Here is a 541-nt window from a genome sequence, read left to right as displayed (position 1 = left end):
ACCGCTATCTCGACTTCATGGAGTGGGTGTTCTGCAACGACCGCGGTCGCTTCGTCGATCCGAGCATCGACTTCTCGAAGACGGCGCGGCGGGCTCTGCCGTTCACCGACACCGACGCCTACCGGAACGTGAAGGCGGCGACCGAGGCCTTCGTGATGGCCAATTGCGGCATCGTCGGCGCAGCGGACGGCTCGATGTTCGACTCCGCGGACGCGGCTTACGTGAACGAGAGAGTCGTGCTCAATATCGGCCCGGGCGACCTCGAAGCGCTCTGGGATGACTACACCAACCGCCTCGACGACCGCATGCTGCCCTACCTGGCGCTCGTCCGGCGCAAGCTGAAGGATAACGGGATCAAGGAGCAGGACATCGGCGACGTCGACCTCCTCGCGCTCGACACCGATCGCGACGATCGGGTCAACACCTGCTACGGCGTGTTGCGGCAACGCCTCACCCACCCCTGCCTGCTCGAGCTGATCTGGTCGTACTGGCAGGAAGAGGGCATGCTGGTGCAGACCATGAATGCGATCGCCCGGCGGTT

Annotated in this window: 1 protein-coding gene; it reads left to right on the top strand. The window is 64.3% G+C overall.

Annotated features, from left to right (window positions below):
* On the top strand, positions 1-541 hold a 541-nt coding region (locus ABTU92_RS30040; RefSeq protein WP_408095192.1), incomplete at both ends, for a hypothetical protein.

Origin of the sequence: Rhodoplanes sp. SY1, assembly GCF_046000175.1 — a bacterium.
Taxonomy (GTDB): domain Bacteria; phylum Pseudomonadota; class Alphaproteobacteria; order Rhizobiales; family Xanthobacteraceae; genus Rhodoplanes.
Note: the sequence above shows the minus strand (reverse complement) of the source record. Positions and strands in the feature narration are given on the sequence as shown.